This window comes from Acinetobacter nectaris CIP 110549 (genome assembly GCF_000488215.1).
GTDB classification, from domain to species: Bacteria; Pseudomonadota; Gammaproteobacteria; order Pseudomonadales; family Moraxellaceae; genus Acinetobacter; species Acinetobacter nectaris.
In genome coordinates this window covers 1-17,269 of sequence record NZ_KI530736.1, presented here as the reverse complement: position 1 = coordinate 17,269, position 17,269 = coordinate 1, and the positions used below count along the sequence as shown (strand labels likewise).

At 34.8% G+C, this 17,269-nt stretch carries 16 protein-coding genes; 5 read left to right on the top strand and 11 right to left on the bottom strand.

From position 1 onward, the window contains the following. Positions 1–8: 8 nt before the first annotated feature. Positions 9–854 carry an MBL fold metallo-hydrolase gene (locus P256_RS11780; protein WP_023273913.1) on the top strand — a complete coding sequence of 282 codons (846 nt, stop codon included), beginning with the start codon at positions 9–11 and terminating at the stop codon, positions 852–854. A gap of 156 nt (positions 855–1,010) precedes the next feature. Here the strand turns inward: P256_RS11780 and sfnG are convergent, their stop codons facing one another. The 3 genes from sfnG to P256_RS11765 form a co-directional block, all read right to left on the bottom strand. Further along, a complete protein-coding gene (sfnG, locus tag P256_RS11775; protein WP_023273912.1) occupies positions 1,011–2,093 on the bottom strand; it encodes a dimethylsulfone monooxygenase SfnG in 1,083 nt (360 codons plus the stop codon). Between the two features lie 26 nt (positions 2,094–2,119). Continuing rightward, positions 2,120–2,845 carry an FMN reductase gene (msuE, locus tag P256_RS11770; protein ID WP_023273911.1) on the bottom strand — a complete coding sequence of 242 codons (726 nt, stop codon included), beginning with the start codon at positions 2,843–2,845 and terminating at the stop codon, positions 2,120–2,122. 146 nt (positions 2,846–2,991) lie between these two features. After that, a complete protein-coding gene (locus P256_RS11765; protein WP_023273910.1) occupies positions 2,992–4,437 on the bottom strand; it encodes an MFS transporter in 1,446 nt (481 codons plus the stop codon). 243 nt (positions 4,438–4,680) lie between these two features. Between P256_RS11765 and P256_RS11760 the strand changes: the two genes are divergently transcribed. Beyond that, the gene (locus tag P256_RS11760) at positions 4,681–5,550 is read left to right on the top strand and encodes an IS982 family transposase (protein WP_040332266.1); all 870 of its coding nucleotides are present in this window, start codon (positions 4,681–4,683) and stop codon (positions 5,548–5,550) included. A 15-nt stretch (positions 5,551–5,565) separates the two neighbouring features. Here P256_RS11760 and P256_RS11755 read toward each other — a convergent pair whose 3' ends face one another. The 4 genes from P256_RS11755 to P256_RS11740 all read right to left on the bottom strand — a co-directional run bounded on the left by P256_RS11755 (position 5,566) and on the right by P256_RS11740 (position 10,512). Further along, entirely contained in the window at positions 5,566–6,927 is a 1,362-nt protein-coding gene (locus P256_RS11755) for an LLM class flavin-dependent oxidoreductase (protein WP_023273908.1), read from the bottom strand. A 42-nt stretch (positions 6,928–6,969) separates the two neighbouring features. Beyond that, a complete protein-coding gene (locus P256_RS11750; protein WP_023273907.1) occupies positions 6,970–8,271 on the bottom strand; it encodes an acyl-CoA dehydrogenase family protein in 1,302 nt (433 codons plus the stop codon). Positions 8,272–8,447: 176 nt separating this feature from the next. Next, on the bottom strand, positions 8,448–9,497 hold the full coding sequence (locus P256_RS11745) for a phenylacetaldoxime dehydratase family protein (protein ID WP_023273906.1): 1,050 nt from the start codon (positions 9,495–9,497) through the stop codon (positions 8,448–8,450). Positions 9,498–9,501: 4 nt separating this feature from the next. Further along, positions 9,502–10,512, bottom strand: a complete 1,011-nt coding sequence (locus P256_RS11740; RefSeq protein ID WP_023273905.1) for a carbon-nitrogen hydrolase family protein — start codon at positions 10,510–10,512, stop codon at positions 9,502–9,504. A 182-nt stretch (positions 10,513–10,694) separates the two neighbouring features. Between P256_RS11740 and P256_RS11735 the strand changes: the two genes are divergently transcribed. Then, positions 10,695–11,642 (top strand): AraC family transcriptional regulator, encoded by a 948-nt coding sequence (locus P256_RS11735; protein ID WP_023273904.1) that lies wholly within the window; start codon positions 10,695–10,697, stop codon positions 11,640–11,642. Positions 11,643–11,662: 20 nt separating this feature from the next. Here the strand turns inward: P256_RS11735 and P256_RS11730 are convergent, their stop codons facing one another. The 3 genes from P256_RS11730 to P256_RS11720 are packed head-to-tail and all read right to left on the bottom strand — an operon-like array spanning position 11,663 to position 13,869. After that, positions 11,663–12,286, bottom strand: a complete 624-nt coding sequence (locus tag P256_RS11730; RefSeq protein WP_023273903.1) for a LysE family translocator — start codon at positions 12,284–12,286, stop codon at positions 11,663–11,665. Between the two features lie 24 nt (positions 12,287–12,310). Continuing rightward, positions 12,311–13,066 carry an SDR family NAD(P)-dependent oxidoreductase gene (locus P256_RS11725; RefSeq protein ID WP_023273902.1) on the bottom strand — a complete coding sequence of 252 codons (756 nt, stop codon included), beginning with the start codon at positions 13,064–13,066 and terminating at the stop codon, positions 12,311–12,313. 11 nt (positions 13,067–13,077) lie between these two features. Then, positions 13,078–13,869, bottom strand: a complete 792-nt coding sequence (locus tag P256_RS11720; RefSeq protein WP_023273901.1) for a sulfite exporter TauE/SafE family protein — start codon at positions 13,867–13,869, stop codon at positions 13,078–13,080. 113 nt (positions 13,870–13,982) lie between these two features. Here P256_RS11720 and P256_RS11715 point away from each other — a divergent pair, with 113 nt between their 5' ends. Together P256_RS11715 and P256_RS11710 are read left to right on the top strand one after the other, a co-directional pair. Beyond that, a complete protein-coding gene (locus tag P256_RS11715; protein ID WP_023273900.1) occupies positions 13,983–15,386 on the top strand; it encodes an aminotransferase-like domain-containing protein in 1,404 nt (467 codons plus the stop codon). Further along, positions 15,376–15,732: an SH3 domain-containing protein gene (locus P256_RS11710; protein ID WP_023273899.1), complete on the top strand. Its 357-nt coding sequence runs from the start codon at positions 15,376–15,378 to the stop codon at positions 15,730–15,732. The genes P256_RS11715 and P256_RS11710 overlap by 11 nt, the downstream gene beginning before the upstream one ends. A 448-nt stretch (positions 15,733–16,180) precedes the next feature. Here P256_RS11710 and P256_RS11705 read toward each other — a convergent pair. Continuing rightward, positions 16,181–17,269 (bottom strand): glycoside hydrolase family 68 protein (locus P256_RS11705; protein WP_023273898.1); only part of this gene is annotated, 1,089 nt, incomplete at its 5' end.

The window sequence follows — 17,269 nt, the reverse complement described above, 5'->3', positions numbered from 1 at the left end:
AAATATTAATGAATCTATTAGAATCCAAATCACATCAAATTGGTGATTTTTTAGTGACTGTTTTGAATGATGGTGAAATGAGTGTCAATCTTACACTTTTATCGGGAATTGATGAAAAAGCTGCTGCAAAAATACAAACCGAAGCAGGTATTATTAATGTAGAGAAAATTGATATTAACTGCTATTTAATCCAAGGGCATGGCCAAACAATTTTAGTCGACTCAGGAACTGGTGGCCTAAATAATACGGGTGGATTACTGTTAAAAAACCTAGTTCAAATGAATATTACTCCAAATGATATCGATTCTATTCTTATTACTCATGCACATCCTGACCATATTGGTGGATTACTGAGTAATGAAGGGAAACCTATCTATAAAAATGCCCAAATTTATTTACATGCATTAGAAATTGAATATTGGCAGAATGATCAAGCTCTAGAACAAGCAACTGAACGAGGAAAACGGAACTTTTCTTTAGTTCGTCGTACATTGAAAGCTTATTCAAGAAATATAAATGTATTTGATAAAAATGAACCAATTACTGGTATCTACCCCATTTCCCTCCCAGGACATACACCAGGGCACACTGGATTTAAAATCGGAAGAGGAGAAAATAGCCTATTGATTTGGGCAGATATTGTACACTTTCCACATATCCAACTAGCTGATCCAACCATTTCAATTGCATTTGACTATGATAAAGAACAAGCTAAAATTACACGCCAAAACCTATTAGAAAGAGTAGTCAGGGAAAAGCAGTTGATTGCAGGGATGCATACCAAAAAATTAGGACTGGCCTATATTTATGCTTCAGAGCAACAGAATGGCTATAAAATTTCATATCTAGATTAAGCCGTTTGAATATAATTGAAAATTAAATGGGAGTTAATACCTCCCATTTAAAAAAGAAACTCATAAAAATAGCCTAAATTGCTTTCAACACGACAAAACCCTTTATATCCACTTTTTTGTTGAAAATAATAGTGAGGATGTCTCTGTGAAGTAATGCTAATGGTTATTTTTTTCCTCTAGTTTCCGAACTAAAGGTAGAATTTTCTTTCCAAAATATTCAACTTCTTCAATAAAGTGTAAAAACCCTGAAAGTATCAAATCGACACCTACATTCTTTAAGTCGACAATACGTTCTGCGATCTGTTCAGGTGTACCAATTAAATTGGTTTTAAAACCATCATTATATTGAACAAGATCTTCAAATGAGGATTTTGCCCAATTCCCTTCACCTTCTTTGCTTGCTGTCCCAGCTTCTTTTGCTGCATCGCCAAATGCGTGCACGGCTTCGACATTGGCTTTCCGAATTATTTCTTGCAGTACAGCGTGAGCTTCTTCTTCTGTATCACGTGCAATAATAAAAGCATTGACCCCTATTTTAACGTGATGGTTATTTGCTTTGGCTTTTTCTCGAATATCATCAACTTGTTTTTTAATTTCTTCTAAGCTATTTCCATTGGTAAAATACCAATCTGAAACACGGGAAGCCATGTCTCTTGCAGCACGGGAGCTCCCACCTTGAAAAACTTCTATCGATGGCTGCTGTATTGGTTTGGGCTTTAGAGTGTAGTTAGTAAATTGATAATATTTACCTTCAAATGAAAAGTTATCTTTTGTCCATATACCTTTTATACTTCGAATAAATTCTTCTGAGCGAACATATCGTTCATCATGCTCAGGCCACTCTTCACCAATCGCATCAAACTCACCTTTAAACCAACCACTTACAATATTAACCGCAATACGGCCATTGGTTAAATAATCAATGGTTGCAAGTTGTTTTGCTGCGAGAGCAGGTTTCCATGGTCCTGGTAAAATGGCTGCAATCACTTTTAGTTTTTCAGTTTTAGCCAATAGCGCGTGGCTAAAACTGACCGATTCATGTTGATTTTCCGCACCGTAACCTGCTGTGAATCTAACCTGTGTTAGCGCATAATCAAAGCCATTTTTTTCAGCAGCTTGTGCAAGTCGAACATTATAATCATAGCTCCAATCTGTGCGCTGTTCTATATCGCTAATAACTAGACCACCACTGACATTAGGAACCCAATAAGCAAATTGAATTGCATTACGATGCGTCATAATCATTTTCCTATGTTAGAGATTTTTTAGGCAACCGATTTCTTTTTTTTATGAATACGTGATTCAGCAGCATTCAAGTCAGGTACTGAAATAGATGGCAGTACTTCATCTTGTTCAATTTGTTTATTAATACCTAAGTTTTCATTGGCTTGTTCAGATTTTTTCTTAGATTGCTCTTCTCTTAATCCTTTTGCAGGTGCCCATTCCAAGATAGGAAGTGCTCGTGCTACAGCTAAGGTAATACGTGCTTTTAACTCTTCACTTTTTACTGTGTATTCGGGAGTAAAATCTTTATCTGTTGCATATACGCCAATAGGCAATGTTTGTGCTTGGAAAAAACTGAATAAAGGGCGGAGTTGATGTTCAAGAACCAATGCGTGACGTTCACTTCCACCTGATGCTGCAAGTAATACAGGGACATCTACCAATGCAGTTTGTTCGACAAAGTCGAAAAGGTGTTTAAATAAACCTGTAAATGATGCACGATAAACTGGTGTGCCAACAATGAGTGCATCGGCAGCTTCTATTTTTGCAAGATCGTCTTGTACGCTTTGAGGAAGTTGGTGACGATAAATTGCGCCACCCAATAAGTGTCCAATTTGGCTGAGCTTAATAAAGTGAACTTTAATATTTGTGGCATCAGCCAATTCATCTAAAATATTTTGAATAAGACTTTCTGTTTTAGATGGTGTATTTAATCCACCTGAAACTGCAACAATATTTAAGACTTCACTATTTTTTTTACTAGACATGGAGAAAACCTTTTCGTTAAATGAGAACTTAATAACTATTAAGGTTTAAAAACCATATCTTGTAAAATAAGAAAATGAATATAATTTATATTATTTCCACATAATGAATCTTAAATATATACTTATACTAAATGGGAATAAAATATTTATATAATAATATTAGTCGTAGTACTGGTTGGTTTTACTATTGGTTCTTGTAAATCAATATCATTGCGAGTAGGTTCAAACTTAATAATGAAGCCAATAATAATGATAGGAACGAATGCAAAGATAGCAATAATTGTGAATACATCCGTTTGATATTTTGTCATCCACATTGGTAAAACAAATAATGCGATTGCTTGTGCAATGCCTGAAACAGCTCGATTAAATCCAACGCCAATACCACGAATAGCAGCAGGATATGCCATAGTTGGGTAGACCATCATTTGTGCTCCGGGGCCAAACCCTTCAGCAAATAACCAAAGGCCAAGTAAAACAATTGCTGAATATAAGACAAATGGACTATTTGGATGACCGATCCAACCTAAAAGCACTAATGCAATGAATTGTAAAATGAAACCTGTTAATAGTATATGTCTAGATGTAAATCGGCTTGCTAAATAAACGCCTAATAAACCTCCTGTGAATGCAAAGAGCAGATTAAGAGTGAGTGTTGTTGTAATGGTTGTTAATGTAGTGGTATGAAAGAAATTCATGAGAATTGATGGTAGAAAAAAAGCAATTGTTGTATATTGAAAAGCAACTGAAATATGAATGACCATTGCAACGATCGTTCTAGATAAATATGTTCGATTAAATAGAACCCAAAAACTTTGTTTTATATTTTGTTGTATTTTATAATCTTTTTTACTTTCGAGAACAACGGTATGAATATCATAAGATGATTTTAAAATTTCAGATGCTTCTTTTAATCTTCCTTGATTTGCCAACCAAATAGGTGACTCAGTTAAGTATTTTCCACGAATAAAAATAATAAGTAATGCTGGTACTGCACCAAATATAAGTGATGCACGCCACAACCAGTGACTATACTGAGCAGGCAAAATAAAGTATAAAGCCAGTACAATACCAAAGCATATAGAAGATGCGGCATACCACATTGGGCACCATGCTGCTAATCTAGACGCTTTATTACTTTTTCCTGAAAATTTAGAAAATTCAGATAAATAAGACATAGCAACTGGTAAATCCACCCCAACACTAATGCCCATAATAAAACGGGCAATAATAAGTACCCACACATTTGGTGCAAATCCTGCAACAATTGCTGCTATAACAAATAGAACCATATCAGCCATAAACACTCGATAGCGTCCAATTTTATCGGTAAGAAACCCTCCAATTAAATTACCTACAATGGTTCCACAGACAATTGCTGATGCGACCACACCTGTCATTAATGGAGTAAGTGAGAATTCTTTAATAACTTGTTCTATACCAAACGATAGTGTGGTTAGATCATAAGCATCAATAAATACGCCAATTAATGCAAGCCAAATTACTTTATTTGATTTACCTTGTCCTGCATATTCAGAAACAATCCGATTTACATCATCAGGATGCCTTATTTCATAATTCTTATTCGACATTATAATTACTCTTTATTGAGGTAAATATAATTTAGTTTTAATTTTATTTTTTGTGAAATAGGTTAATATTATTTAGAAATCTTTATATATGATTATTCATTTTTAAATATAAAAAAGCAGAATGGATATTCTGCTTTTAAATTATTATCATAACCCGAATCCTGCTTAAGGGATAAGATTGAAAAAAGCTAGAACTAGAGCCATGAGTTGAGTTACCACACCTAACCAACGGTCCTAGTCCTGATGAATGATATTACAGCTTTATTTTGCACAATTGATGATTTCTTTTTAAAATTTGAATCGGTTTATTGGAAATATCTCAAACAGTTAAAGTATCGTATAAGAATTAGACCCACAACTTTGAGCCTGTCGGAAATTATTCTAATCGCTGTATGGTACAAAACCTCGCAATTCAACAATTTCAAAGCATTTTATACTTCTCTAAATCACAATTATTGCAATCTATTTAAATGCTTACCTTGCTATCAGCGTATGATACGCCTGATCAATATGCATCAGCTTGCAATACATGCCTTACATTTTACTTTGATGAAAGACAAACAGAATTCATACCTCTGGATTGATTCAACCACTCTACCTGTATGTAAGAATCAGCGTATACAACGTCATAAATCCCTCAGTGATATTGCCACAAGAGGGAAAAGTTCAATGGGATGGTTCTTTGGTTGTAAATTGCATGTACTGATGAATGCAGAAGGTGAGATGGTTAATACTATTTTATCCAATGGACACGTTGCTGATATTAAAATGGTTGAACAGCTTGTAGCAGGATTACATACTAAACTCTATGCAGATCGGGGTTATCTCAGTCAAAACCTTAAAAGTAGACTGAAAGAGCAACATATTGATCTGATGACCTATCATCGTAAAAACATGCAATTCGTTGAATTGTCTCAAATAGATGAATATCACTTGAAGCAACGCAACAAGATTGAAACTCTATTTAGCCTGCTTAAGGAGAAATACTATCTAGTGACGAGCAAAGCACGTAGTATTACTGGCTATCTTGCAGGAATATATGCATCTTTATGTGCTTATCAGCTTACCCATAAAAATAAGCTAACCATTCAAATCATGACCTCTATAGCTTAAGCAGGATTCGGGTTATCATATTTTATATTTTGAACCTCGGTGACGATCGATTAAATAATCTCCTTGTTGAAAAAGCTTTTCTCGTAATGTGCCTGATGAATATTCTTTTTGATAAGCATTTCGACGTTGTAACTCCGGAACAATCCAATCTACCGTATCTTGGAATGTTTGATGAGCAAGAATATATGCTAAGTTAAATCCATCTATTCCTGTATCCTCAACCCATTCCTGCAACTTATCTGCAACAGTTGTAGCTGAGCCAACAAAAACGGGGCCATTGCCACCTAAACTATTCCAACGCGCTATTTCATCTACTGTCCAAACTTTATTTGGATCTGCATTTACATAAGAACTGAGTAAAGATTGAATTGCATTAGTTTGAATATACTCGACATGATCCGTCGGTTTATATTGTGAGAAATCGACTCCAGACCAGCCTGAAAGTAATGTTAGTGCACCATCATAGCTACCATATTTCTGATACTCTTCAAATTTTTTGTGTGCTTTTTCATCTGTATCATCGGTGACAATAGAAACTAAAGCATAAATTTTCACATCGGTGGCTGCACGTCCTGCTTCTAATAGTTTTTGTCGTATGCTATTTACAAAATTCTTAGTAATATTTTTAGATGGTGCAGCAATAAATATACACTCAGCATTTTGGCTTGCAAAAGTTTGCCCTCGTGAGGAAGCACCTGCCTGATATAAAACAGGAGTCCTTTGTGGTGATGGCTCACAAAGGTGAATTCCGGGTACAGAGAAATATTTCCCTTCATGTGATATGGCATGTACTTTGGCCGGATCAGCAAAGATACCTTGGCGTTTATCTCTTAAGACGGCATCATTTTGCCATGAACCCTCCCACAGTTTATATAACACTTCTAAATACTCATCAGCGATATCATAACGGTTGTCATGATTAAGCTGAGCTTTTAGACCAATATTTTTAGATCCGCTATCAAGGTAAGAAGTCACGATATTCCAACCAAGTCGACCTTTTGTTAAATGATCAAGCGTACTTATTCGGCGTGCAAAAGGGTAAGGGTGTTCAAAAGATATTGATGTTGTAAGCCCAAACCCAAGATGCTTCGTCACTGCTGCCATTGCAGGAATAATTTGCAGTGGGTCATTTACAGGAATTTGTACAGCACCACGAAGTGCTTCATCAGCATTATTATGATACACATCGTAAACGCCTAATACATCAGCGATAAATACACCATCGAATAGACCCTGCTCGAGAATTTTTGCTAAATCTGTCCAGTATTCAATATCTTTGTATTCTGTCGATCTGTCTTGAGGATGTCGCCATAATCCGGGAGACTGATGTGCGATACAGTTCATTTCGAAAGCGTTAAAACTAATTCTTTTTGTCATTTGAAATTGCTAACCCGTACGTTAATGTTTTTTTAATTGGAGTTAACTTGCTTTTAATGTGCTGACATGACCAATGCGCCATTGATAGGGAGGTAATGTCCCATTAACACTGAAATCACCTACAATTCTATCTTTATAGACTCTTGGATTATGCGAGGCCAATGTCCGAATATTTCGCCAATAGCGATCTAGGGCAATATCTTTATCTGTTGCAGATGCGCCAAGTGCATCAAATGCAATGGTTGAAGCATTTAACAAGAGGTCTGTAATAATTGTCTGAGCTTGTGCTGTTTCTAATTCAGCAATCGCATTTTGCTCACCTTCTGCTTGCAAATTATTTTCTAAGCCTAATAAAAATGCGCGCTGTAATGCCTCAGCACTTTTTTCCACAATAATTCCTGAGGTATACGTAGCACTACGCACTTTACCTACGACTTGTAAAATTTGTGCATCATCACGAATATGTGTTGCATTTGCATGACTATAATTTCGTGTACGTTTATGAACAGCTTCAGATAATTGTTGTGTTAAAGAACGGCCTAAACCAACGATAATGGCGAGCTGTACGAGCTGATAATACGCTGCTGAATACTTAAATCGGACTTCATCAATTAAAATATCTGTTTCGTCTACATTTACAGCATGAAATGTAGCTGTACCACTTGCTGTAAGCTGCTGACCAAAACCATTCCAATCATCGACAACTGAAACACCATTGTTGTGGCGATTTACCAAAATAGATGCAGAGTGACCATGGAGATCTGTAATTCCAACATCAATCCAATCTGCATATAAACTACCAGTTGTGTAATACTTCTGACCTGTTATTTTTAGTTGTCCCTTTTCATCTTTATAGATATGCGTTTGAAATTTGTCTTGTGCTTCTTTGCCTCCCTCAGACCAACCGCTTCCAACGGTTTCACCCTTGGCAAGTCGTGTTAACCATTTATTTTTGAAAGCTGTATTTTTTGATAATAATAGTTCCTCACTAAAGCCAAAATGGACTCTTAATATTTGAGGCAAATTTGAGTCAGCTTCTGCAAGTTCAACAAGTAGTCCAAATAGCTCTGGAATTGTTGCATCAAATCCATTATATGCTTTAGGTAGCCTTATCCGAGTAAATCCGACTTCTTTTAGCCATTTGATCTGTTCATAAGGTAGCGTATGTTGTTTCTCTCGTTGAAGTGTACCTTGTTTTATTTTTTCAAAAGTTGGTCTAAATTTTTCTGCGAGTGCTTCGTAGCGTTCTGAGGGAGGGTTACCCCAAATTTGACCAATTAAAGAGTTTTTGGATGTATGTTCATATAAGTTATTTAGTGTGAAGTTTTGATGATCATTACTCATTTTATCGTACTCTTTTTTAAATTCTATATGATTTAAACTAGAGCAATTTAGAAAAAAGAAAATTACTATTTTTAGATAAGCAAAGAATTTTAAATCATAAATATAAAATAAATTTTTAGTATTTTTTAAGTATTAAAGGGGGTTACTTACAATGAAAAGTAACCCCTGTTTTTTACTCACTTTAGTGAAAAAGTATTTAATAACCCTGTTTTAGCATGGCATTGAATATACTCGAAGTACTGAGATTTTTGTGGCAGACTCATGACTTCATGGAATAGTTTTAAATTAATTTTAAATTGCATTTCTTGAACATATTTCATAAAGCTACCAAATATTTTGACATGTGTTGGGTGAGACTTTGCCCAATCTTCAAGATGCTTTAAATCAATAAAATATGCCAAACCAAATGTTTTATTTAATGGTTCTCCTGTTTTTTTATCAAGCACACTCATATATCTACAGTTTAAACATCCTTCTGCTAGACCATAATTTTCTAAAAAACTCATACCTTGTCTTAAAATTGGCTCGACTTCATTCAAATAAAGCGTCCTTTCTTTACCTGCTGTTTCTTCCCAATCTTGCCCTGAGCGGATAATGCATAAATTTTTCTTTCCTATAATTTTTATACGCTTTTCATATATAGATGTATGATTCAGATAGTCATTCTCACCTATTAGATCTGATTTTTGTGCTTTAGGTATACGGTCTCGCATACTGCCATAATAAGCATGCTCTTGTATTTCATCACTCATTGTACTGGCCAAATGGGCAATGCCTTCAGGTGTGCTTGGATTAGAAAAAATAGTTTCAAACTCTGAAGTTGTAGGGTGATAGACCTCTAAAAAATAACCATATAGGTCGAGCTCCCGTTCTTCATTCTCCCACCATATATTGAATCCTGAAGCGAACCACCACTGCTGAAATTCTTTTGCATCTGACCAATAGGCAGTAATAACAAGATGATGGTATTTCTGTTTATCAATAAAATGAGAAGGAACCCAATATTGAGGTGGGTTTTCTTCTTTAAAATATTTTGTAAATAATTCATGCTCAGAAAAGTAAATTTGATTCGTAGATTGAATAGCAAAATAAGCAACGGTGAGCTTTTCAATATTAGTTTCGAATCGAGTTGTCCATGCAGGAAAAGGAGGTAGATAATGGTTATCTACCAAATTTCGAGGACAAGTCTTCTTTTTTTCCAAATGAGGAGGAATCGCAGACTCCATATTTTTAGTTCTCAACAGTATCATCTAAGCTTTCGGAGAGCTTAATTGACTGATCTTTAATGCTATCTTCTTTTAAAATAACCTTATGAGCAGCTTCTTTATTAAAAATAAGTTGAAATACATCTGGTCTAGAATAGTGACCGACTGGATCTGCTGCTGTTTTAGCAATTGTGATATGGCTTAAGTCTAAATCGGCATATAAAATACCTTCTTCATCTTCACCTAATGGATCTGCTAAGTCTCTACCATCAGGCCCAAAAATACGTGCGTGACCGCCGCCAATTGCAAGTAGTTTTTTCTTTTCATCTGTATCGCAAAGAAAAGATTGCATTTCCTCAGAAACAATTGCACATGGTGAAATTACGAAACATTGTCCTTCGGCTGCATATAATCTTGCAGCTGCAATATTTACATCAGGCCCAATTGATCCCATTTGTGGTTGATACAAAGAGAAACTTGGCCATGCTGCAATATGAATTTGTTCATGTTGTGAATACATTGCATACCGTGCAAGTGGTTGTAAATGTTCCCAACAGCATAAAGCTCCCAATCTACCTAAACTTGTTTCATCAACGCGAATCGAACTGCCATCACTTTCACCAAATAATGTACGTTCTACATGAGTTGCTTTGAGTTTTCTACGTGTGGAAATGGTTTCGCCATAATTATCAATCGTCCATTGAGAAATATATAAACTGCCATAGTCACGTTCACTAAATCCTAAAACAACAAAGATATTATTTTTCTTTGCAGCTTCTTGTATTTGTAAAGCATAGTCACTGTCTAGCTCTAGAGAGTTTTGGTGGTACTGATACACAAGCGGCATATTTTTGATTGGCATATCTAACCATAAAAACCATGGATACCCTGGAATCCAAGTTTCAGGGAAAGCAATCAGTTCTGCACCATTTTGGGAAGCTTGTTCAATAAGTTGAATTGTTTTATCTACTGTAGCTTGTAAGTCCATAAATATAGGTGCAGCTTGCACACATGCGACTTTTACTATTTTTTCCATATCAATATCCTCAGATCAAATGAATTTCTATTTATTTTTATAATTGAATTTTTATAATTGAGGGTATGCTAAAAAGGAACAATCATTTGTATTAAAAGGAACTATCAGAAATCGGCATCTATTTTAGGTACAAAAATTGCTTGTATTTAGACTGAAAAAGTCAATTTTTGGGTGTCTGTAGAATGAAACTACCTTGCTTAAAAAACAAAGAGTCATCTTACTTTGATACACGTCAGATTACCTCAACTCAACGCTGTGATTATTGGCAAGATGCGATTAGTCAAGTATTTGTACCACTCGATTCAAAGGTAGAATCATCCGATAATTTTTGGGGAGCATTAGAGCTTCGTCACTGTTCCCATCTTGATATTGTAAGAGTACAAGGGGCATCCCAATATGTTACACGTGGTAGACAGCAAATTCGCAGGTCTCCTGAAGACCGTGTTTTGATGAGCTTTATGCTAAAAGGTAATATGGGACTTGCACATAATGGAAAAGAAATTCAGTTAACTACAGGACAATTTGCTTTTTATGATACCGATGAAGAGTATCAGCTCAATTTAAATACTGCATTTGATCAAGTGGTTATTGCTATACCTAAAAGTAATTTTGAAAATATACTAGGTAGACCAAAGGACTTATGCGGTTTTAATTTTGGAGAACAACATCCATTACAGATATTCTATCAAGGGTGTTTGAAAGATATTTTTACGACACCAATGGACTTATCATTGCGGCAACAAGAAGTATTGTCAGATCACTTATTGAATATGATGAAATGTATTATTGCTGATGAATATCCTCATAAAACAAACTATTTATTTGAGCAAATTAAAGTGTTCATATTGGCACAATTAGATAATAGTGATCTTACCATTCACCATGTTGCTAAAAAATTTAATATTAGTACACGCTACATCAGTAAGCTCTTTCAAAAAAATGATATGACATTTAGTTATTTTTTACTTAATGCACGTTTGGATAAAGCAAGAAAAAACCTCCAAAGTACACCATATACAATGTGTAGTATTAAGCACATTGCTTATAACGCAGGGTTTAATGACATATCATATTTTTCGAGAGCATTTAAAAAAAGATTTGGCATTACTGCTTCAGAAGTAAGAGCATAACTCTCAACTACTCTTGATATCTATCCTAGAAAAAATATAACAACTTCATACATTGGATAGCATATGGAGAGCAGTAGCATGGACGCCATTACGATATTAAATATTTGAATCTTTTGCTTATTCTTAATGAATTTTTTGAGTTTATTGCCAACATAAGCCCATAGACCAATACTTGGAATATTTACTAGACCATAAACTAAGCCCAAAAATATAAAACTATTTAGGCTACTTGAATGAGATATGTAAGTTGTTACCGCACCAATGACCATCACCCAAGCTTTAGGATTCACCCATTGAAATAATGCTGCTTGTAAAAAAGTAATAGGTTGTTTTGTCTGCTTTATTTCTTTTTCATCAATAATATCAGATTTTAATAATTGGTACGCCAAATAGATAAGGTAAACAATACCAACAGCTTTGATACTTTCATAAATGATCTGTGAAGATGTAAGTAGGTTTCCAATACCTAGACCGACTAAAATAACCATAATACTAAAACCAATACCAACACCTAAAATATGTGGAATAGTTGACTTAAATCCAAAATTTAATCCAGAAGAAAGAAGCATAATATTATTTGGTCCAGGTGTAATAGAGGTCACAAAACAATATAAAATAAAAGAAAAAAATGCATAAATTGTCATTAAAAATACTCCAAACCCTTATTCTTAGTTATGAGTTACTTGTAAGTGATTAAAGGATTGAGATGTTGGCATAAGCTCTATACGGTTAATATTGATATGTTTGGGTTGAGATGCTATCCACAAAACGACATTGGCAATATCTTCGGGAAGTATAGGATTTGTTCGGTCGTATAATTTTTTTACTTGAGTTAAATCTCCGCGAAAGCGTACCAATGAAAATTCGGTATTCCCACACAGACCCGGTTCTATATTGGAAACTCTAACCCCTTTACCTGCTAAATCTGCACGTAAATTTAAACTGAATTGTTCAACAAAAGCTTTTGTCGCACCGTATACATTCGCACCGGGGTAAGCATAACTGCCTGCGATAGAACCCATATTAATAATGATTCCATCTCTTTTTTCTTCCATGTAAGGCAGAACGATTCTAGTAATTGAAATTAATCCTTTGATATTGGTATCTAGCATTTGATACCAATCATGAATATCTGCTTTATACGCAGGCTCTAAACCTAGTGCCAAACCTGCATTATTAACGACTATATCTATTTCTTTTAAAGAAAACTTGGTGGGTAAACTCAAAAGTTTATCTAGGGTTTTTTCATAAGATTCAGAAATATCTAATGTTATTGGAAGGAAGTTTGTACCGAGTTCATGCTTAATTGTTTCTAACTTTTCTGTTCTTCTTGCAATGCCAATCACATTGTAGCCCTGATTTATAAGCTTTTTGCAAATATGATAACCAAAGCCAGATGATGCACCCGTAACTAAAGCAAGCATAATAAATGTCCTTATTTAATTTGAAATAACAGTGTGGTTATAAGAAGTACAACAGTAATGATTAGAATCTTTTGGATGATTTTTCCATTCGTCTGAATAGCATGTTTACTACCAATATAATTACCAAAAAGATTCGCGATAATCATTGGAATACCAATAAGAAATAGCATTTTTCCTGCAATAAAAAAGGTAACAAAAGCACCAATATTTGAAGAGAAGTTGAATATTTTTGACGTTGCTGAGGCATTTAAAAACGTAAATTTATTAATAATAAACAAAGCAATAATAAATAGGCTTCCTGTACCAGGCCCTAGAAAACCATCATAAAAACCAACAATAGAGCAGACAGTAACCAAAAGTATTTTTGATTCTAAGAATTTCCCATCTTCTCTATGTACATTTTCCTGAACAAATTTATTTTTAAGTAACGTAAAAAGTAAAATAAATGGTAGTAAACCTAAAATTGAATATTTTAATAATACAGTTGGTATCATTAAAACGACTTGTGCACCAATATAAGCAGAGATGAGTGCTGTGATGACACATAATGGTACGATTCGCCAAATAATAGATTGGCTATTCATAAAATTGTTAATAGCAGCAATTGTACCTATAGTGCTTACTAGCTTTTCTTGACCAAGTGCAACTTGTGGAGGAATTCCTGCAACCATAAATGCAGGGATGAGAATAAGACCTGCTCCACCTGCTATCGCATCAACATAACCTGCCAATAGAGAAATTCCTGTCAGAAATAAAAGACCAAACAGGAAGTAACTTTCTAAAAAACTACCTTCAATAAACACGATGAACTACTCAAATATAACTCATTATATTTATTGCAAAATATCTATATAAAAAGTAGAAGCAGTCTATTAAAATTAAAGATAACTGTTTGGGTGTTAAAAATATAACTGTTATGGTTTTAAGTAAAAAAGGGACTAAAATAGATCAAGTTATTCATTTAATTATGTCGCGTATAAAAACAAATGAAATACTCCCCGGAGGTAAGCTACCCTCTTTGCGCAAACTAGCTCAAGAGTTAGATATGTCTGTTTCTACAATATTAGAAGCTTATGAAAGACTCATTGCCGATCGTAAAATTGAAGTTCGTAGAGGCGCTGGGTATTATGTAAAAGATAAACCATATATTCCTCATATAGACACTTCTAGAAAATCAAAAAATACGGAAAGTGATCCATTTTGGGTTGCACATCAAGCTCTAGTTTCAGGAGAAAATTGCCTAAAACCGGGATGTGGATGGCTTCCTATCGATTGGATGCCTGAACAAATCATTAAAAAATCTTTACGAGATATTTTACAGAAAACACCTGAGACTCTTCTAGCTTATAGTTCTGTACTTGGATATGAACCTTTAAGACAGTTAATTGCTGAACGAATTAATTATCATGGTTCTTCAATTCAGCATGACCAAATATTACTTACCGATAGCAGTACACAAGCACTTGATATGATCTGTCGTACTCTACTCAAGCCGGGAGATACAGTTTTAGTTGATGACCCATGCTATTTTAATTTCTTTACATTAGCACAATTACTTCAGGTTGAAGTTATCGCTATTCCATTTACACCACATGGCCCTGACCCTGAATGCTTTGCGCTTGCACTGAAAAAGTCTCCTAAAATATATATTACAAATTCAGGGATTCATAACCCGACAGGGGCATCTCTAAATATTAGTACTGCATATAAAATCCTAAAAATGGCTGAAGAAGCCAATATGATTATTATTGAAGATGATGTATATGCAGATTTTGAAGCGATTCCTGCACCAAGATATGCTGCCTTATCAAACTTTGAACATGTCATTCAAGTAAGTAGTTTTTCTAAGTCTTTATCTGCATCATTCCGCTGTGGCTATATTGCAGCAAAGCAAGAATATATAGATGTATTAACAAAGATAAAAATAGCAACAAACTTTAATTCAAACCAGCTAAATGCAGTACTGATTTATCAATGTTTGAAAGATGTCCAATATAGAAGATATCTAGAATATCGAAACACTAGGCTAAATAGTGCAAGAGTCCATGTTATTCATAAACTTATGCATTTAGGTATAGAGCCGTGGACTTTACCAAATGCAGGTATGTTTATTTGGTGTAAATTACCTTCGTATATTGAGGCATCTGCACTCACAAAGTTATGTAATGATGATCAGGTTATTCTTGCACCGGGAAATATTTTTAGTCGTTCTAAAACAGCAGAACACTTTATAAGGTTTAATGTTGCACAATGCTTGAATGATAAAGTTTTTAAAGTTTTAGAGAAAAATATAATTGGAAAGCATAGTTATGATATTTAAGGTAATTGCAATACATAAAAGTGAGTATCCAACCCCAATTCACTTTAAGAAGGGTGATCAACTTTCTGTGGGAAAAAAATATATTGGTATTGAGGCATGGGATAACTGGTACTTTTGTAAGACCACAGTAGGTTTGGAAGGTTGGGTTCCTAAACAGATTATCCAATGGATAGAAAAAGAGAAAGTTTGGATTGCTACTGAAAGTTATACTGCAAGAGAACTCGATGTCGCTATAGGTGACCAAGTGATTGGTAAATATATATTAAATGGCTGGATTTGGTGTAATCATCTCTTATATAAAAAAAGTGGTTGGGTTCCTTCTAATGTGTTGCAAATATATCAATAATATTATTTGAGATAAGGTGTGGTGACTCATAGCAAATAAAACTTGAACTAGATTGTTTGATTTCTATTTATTTAGAATTAGCGTGAAAGACTATAAATTTTTACTTGAGAGAATTCTTCACTTCAATTCTTCTTTACTCCTTGCATATTTTATTCTTCTTCATACCACAAATTACTGTTTTAAATATGTGTTAGATAAAATAATCGTATATAGCATTGCTATAGATTAGTGAGGTTGTATAGTTTTATTCATTCTGTAGAGGAACTTATATAGAAAATCTTCGGCTTATATAAACCGAAGATTGTATTATTTAACTGAGATAAAATAGTATAAAAGTTACTGTACTCAATTTACTCTACATTCATAGACTAGTAGTTATATAAAAAGTACATACGCGTCAACTAAAAGTAAAACTTGAAACAAATAATATAGAGAATGATACTGTTCATCATACTGTAACTCCTTTCAACACATTTCTGAGCTTAAGGGTAATATTACGCATTGCTGGGATATAACCAAAATCTAATGTTTCTACAACAAAGGAACGATCACCCACTAACTCAATTCGCACCGTTGGTGCTTCCGTACCACCAATACGATATTGAAGATCTTTCGGGTTTGGCGTAGGTACAGGCACAGAGTCAATAAATGATGTCACTAAACCATTAGGCATCACATAGTGTGAATACGTCTGAAATGGCTGTGATGATGGATTACCTAAAACAAGACCAGAACTGTTCATTGGACGGTATGGACCAGTAAGGTTTTCACTCACAAAACCATATACACCATCAGGACCCGTTAAACCATCTGCATAGGTATATTTATGACTGATGGTAAATAGGTAATACTTCCCATCTTTAAAGACATAGTGTGGTCGTTCTGTCTGATCATTTACACCTACTGCAGTAACAAGTGGTGGAAGTAACTTCCAATTATTACCTGCTAAGTCTGTTGCAACAGCAATACCAATACATCCAGTTTGATAACGTGCGCCTCCTACATCTGTATGACCCGGTGGTACATCACCCATTTGCGCACTGCCAATCGTATGTGTACCACGATCGCCTGCGACATTACCTTCAAAGACCATATAGAGTTGTCCATCATTTGGATCAATAAACGGGCATGGATCACGGAAGTTCCAATACGTATTTTGTTCTTCTGTTTGATAATATGTACCATCAGCAGAGAATAATGATTTCACTGTGGTGAATCCTGCAACAGAAACGCCTTCATCTGAAGTCACTAAACGTCCACGTACTTTAGAAATTGTTGCACCTGGCGTGACACATGTGTAGTAAAGATCAACATCACCTTGATCATTTAATAAAATTGGTGTTCCAGCCCACTCACGAGATGTCGGAGATACACCCTCTTTCATTACACGACCACCAAAGATCCAGCTTTTTCCATCACGGCTATACCAGAAGCAGATACGTGCACGACCATGACGGTCATTCCAGTCAGCAGTAATGTCATAATCACCGTTAGCATCTTTGAATTTTTCTGGACTACGTTCAGCAGTCAATGTAAA

Coding starts and splice junctions, on each gene's coding strand:
- P256_RS11780 (WP_023273913.1), top strand. CDS start 9: ATGAATCTATTAGAATCCAAATCACATCAAATTGGTGATTTTTTAGTG.
- sfnG (WP_023273912.1), bottom strand. CDS start 2,093: ATGACGCATCGTAATGCAATTCAATTTGCTTATTGGGTTCCTAATGTC.
- msuE (WP_023273911.1), bottom strand. CDS start 2,845: ATGTCTAGTAAAAAAAATAGTGAAGTCTTAAATATTGTTGCAGTTTCA.
- P256_RS11765 (WP_023273910.1), bottom strand. CDS start 4,437: ATGTCGAATAAGAATTATGAAATAAGGCATCCTGATGATGTAAATCGG.
- P256_RS11760 (WP_040332266.1), top strand. CDS start 4,681: ATGAATGATATTACAGCTTTATTTTGCACAATTGATGATTTCTTTTTA.
- P256_RS11755 (WP_023273908.1), bottom strand. CDS start 6,927: ATGACAAAAAGAATTAGTTTTAACGCTTTCGAAATGAACTGTATCGCA.
- P256_RS11750 (WP_023273907.1), bottom strand. CDS start 8,271: ATGAGTAATGATCATCAAAACTTCACACTAAATAACTTATATGAACAT.
- P256_RS11745 (WP_023273906.1), bottom strand. CDS start 9,497: ATGGAGTCTGCGATTCCTCCTCATTTGGAAAAAAAGAAGACTTGTCCT.
- P256_RS11740 (WP_023273905.1), bottom strand. CDS start 10,512: ATGGAAAAAATAGTAAAAGTCGCATGTGTGCAAGCTGCACCTATATTT.
- P256_RS11735 (WP_023273904.1), top strand. CDS start 10,695: ATGAAACTACCTTGCTTAAAAAACAAAGAGTCATCTTACTTTGATACA.
- P256_RS11730 (WP_023273903.1), bottom strand. CDS start 12,286: ATGACAATTTATGCATTTTTTTCTTTTATTTTATATTGTTTTGTGACC.
- P256_RS11725 (WP_023273902.1), bottom strand. CDS start 13,066: ATGCTTGCTTTAGTTACGGGTGCATCATCTGGCTTTGGTTATCATATT.
- P256_RS11715 (WP_023273900.1), top strand. CDS start 13,983: ATGGTTTTAAGTAAAAAAGGGACTAAAATAGATCAAGTTATTCATTTA.
- P256_RS11710 (WP_023273899.1), top strand. CDS start 15,376: ATGATATTTAAGGTAATTGCAATACATAAAAGTGAGTATCCAACCCCA.